Source organism: Spirillospora sp. NPDC049652 (genome assembly GCF_040675125.1).
GTDB lineage: Bacteria > Actinomycetota > Actinomycetes > Streptosporangiales > Streptosporangiaceae > Spirillospora.
Genome location: NZ_JBFAOF010001043.1, coordinates 1 through 2,364 on the forward strand (window position 1 = coordinate 1; position 2,364 = coordinate 2,364).

3 protein-coding genes are annotated in these 2,364 nt (G+C 74.6%); 2 read left to right on the plus strand and 1 reads right to left on the minus strand.

Going from position 1 to position 2,364, the window contains the following annotated elements; translation table 11 throughout:
* Positions 1-93: 93 nt before the first annotated feature.
* Positions 94-840, plus strand: a complete 747-nt coding sequence (locus tag AB0J52_RS36605) for a Mut7-C RNAse domain-containing protein (protein ID WP_500187498.1) — start codon at positions 94-96, stop codon at positions 838-840.
* Between the two features lie 97 nt (positions 841-937).
* Positions 938-1,330 carry a (deoxy)nucleoside triphosphate pyrophosphohydrolase gene (locus tag AB0J52_RS36610; protein WP_500187499.1) on the plus strand — a complete coding sequence of 131 codons (393 nt, stop codon included), beginning with the start codon at positions 938-940 and terminating at the stop codon, positions 1,328-1,330.
* 85 nt (positions 1,331-1,415) lie between these two features.
* Here AB0J52_RS36610 and AB0J52_RS36615 read toward each other — a convergent pair.
* Positions 1,416-2,364: C40 family peptidase (locus AB0J52_RS36615; protein WP_500187500.1), on the minus strand; the 949-nt coding region annotated here is incomplete at its 5' end.

A 2,364-nucleotide genomic window follows, 5' to 3' on the forward strand; every position in this document is an offset into this window, starting at 1 on the left:
CGTCCCGGCCCGCCGACCGGGACGGCGGGGCGGGAAATGGAGGGGTGACGGATGGGGGTCGCGTGGCATGCTGGCGGCGTGGACGAGCCGGACATGACACTGGAAATGGCGCCCGAACTCCTCATGTTCCTGCCCGCGGCGCGCCGCCGCGAGCGCCAGCGGGTGGCCTGGGACGGGACGTCGAGCCTGGGACACGTCATCGAGTCCCTCGGCGTCCCGCTGCCCGAGGTCGGGACGCTGACCGCGGACGGCGCGCCCGTCGAGCCGTCGCACCGCCCGGCCTCCGGCGCGGTCGTGCGGGTCGGGCCGGTCGCGCGCCCGCAGGAGGTCCCGCTGGAGCCGGGGCAGACCGCGCCGCGCTTCCTCCTGGACGTGCACCTCGGCACGCTCGCCCGCCGTATGCGCCTGGTCGGCCTCGACACCGCCTACCACAACGACATGGACGACCCGGAGCTGGTCGTGCAGGCGAACGCCGAGCGGCGCGTCCTGCTCACCCAGGACCGGGGGCTGCTGATGCGGCGGGCGCTGTGGCTCGGCGCGTACGTCCGGAGCCCGCGTCCGGACGACCAGCTCCGCGACCTCCTGGAGCGGTTCGCGCCGGACCTCGCCCCCTGGACGCGCTGCACCGCCTGCAACGGGGTCCTCGTCCCGGTGGACAAGGCCGAGATCGAGCGGGAGCTCGCCGAGGGCACGCGCCGCAGCTACGACGCCTACGGCCGCTGCGCCGACTGCGGGCGCGTGTACTGGCGCGGCGCGCACGGCGACCACCTGCGGGAGATCGTGGACAGCGCGCGGGAGACCGTGGCGCGGGCCCGCGCCGCCGCGACCCCGTCCCGCTGAGGCGCGGGCCCGGTTCCGCTGAGGCGCGGGCCCGGTCCCGCTGGACGTGTCGCCCCCGCCCCACGGGAAGGTCACGGAGACGGCATGATGGCGGTCCATGAGCGTGAGCGTGGTGGTGGGAGCGGCGATCATCTCGGCCGGGCGGCTGCTGGCCGCGCAGCGGGCGGCCCCGGCGGAACTCGCGGGCGGCTGGGAGTTCCCGGGCGGCAAGGTCGACCCGGGGGAGACCGACGAGCAGGCGCTCGTCCGCGAGTGCGAGGAGGAGCTCGGCGTCCGGGTGGCGCTGGGCGAACGGGTCGGCGGCGACTGGCCGCTCGGCCCCGGCGGGACCGTCCTGCGGGTCTGGACGGCGACCGTGGAGGCGGGTGAGCCGCAGGCGCTGGAGCACCTCGCGCTGCGCTGGCTCGCGGCGGACGAGCTCTACACGGTGGAGTGGCTCCCCGGCGACCTCCCGGTCGTCGAGGCGATCGCCCCGCACCTCGCGAACTGATCTGGAGCGGCCGGCCGGACGGCCGGAAACGCGACGACCGGCGTCCGCGTGAGCGGAGCGCCGGTCGTCGCGGAGATCGGACGGATCACTCGATGCGGTTCGCGCCCGCGTAGTCCGAACGGTCCGACAGTTTGGAGACCTTCACCACATCTCCGGTCTGCGGAGCCTGGAGGTACAGGCCGTTTCCGGCGTAGATCCCCATGTGGTGCAGGTTGCCGCCGAAGTAGACCAGGTCGCCCTGGCGGAGCGAGCCCCGGTCGACCTTGGTGCCGAGCTGGAACAGGTCGCCGGTGTAGTGCGGCAGGCCCGGCTTGCCGACCTGGGCGTACGCCCAGATGACCAGGCCGGAGCAGTCGAAGGTGGTCGGCCCGGCGGCCGCCCACACGTACGGCGAGCCGAGCTTGGTCAGGGCCTTGCGCAGCATCTTCTGCGGCAGGGCGCTGCCCCGGACGGTCACCGTGTAGCCGGACGTCGGGTCCTTGGTCCGGGTGATGCCGAGCTTGTCCAGCAGCTTCTGGACCTGGTCGATCTTGCCCTTGGTGGTCTTGCGGGCCGCGTCGGCCTGGTCGGCCGCCTGCTTGACCTTCGCGGTCTGCGCCTGCGCGTCCGACTTGGCCTTGTTGGCCTGGTCGATCAGCGTCTGCAGCCGCTGCACCGCGCCCGCGCGGTTCTGCGCGAGGTAGGCGGTGTCGGAGAGCCCGCCGCCGTCCCCGCCGCCCGCGAAGATCATGTCGGGGCCGCCGCCGCTCATGTACTGGTTCGCGGCGACCTGGCCGAGCGCGGCCCGGGCCGGCGCGGCCTGCGCCTCCAGGGCGTCCGCGCGGCGGGTGGCGTCCCGCTCGGCCTTCTGGGCCTTGCCGAGCTCGACGCGGGACTTGTTGTACTGCTCGGTGAGGTTCTCCGCCTCGTCCTGAAGCTGCTTGAGCTGCTTCTTCAGGTCGGACTCGGAGGGCTTCCCGGACGGGGACGGGGGAGTGAGCGGTGCCCGGGGGGCCGCCGGCACGGCGTGGGCCGCGCCGGGTGCGGCGACCCCG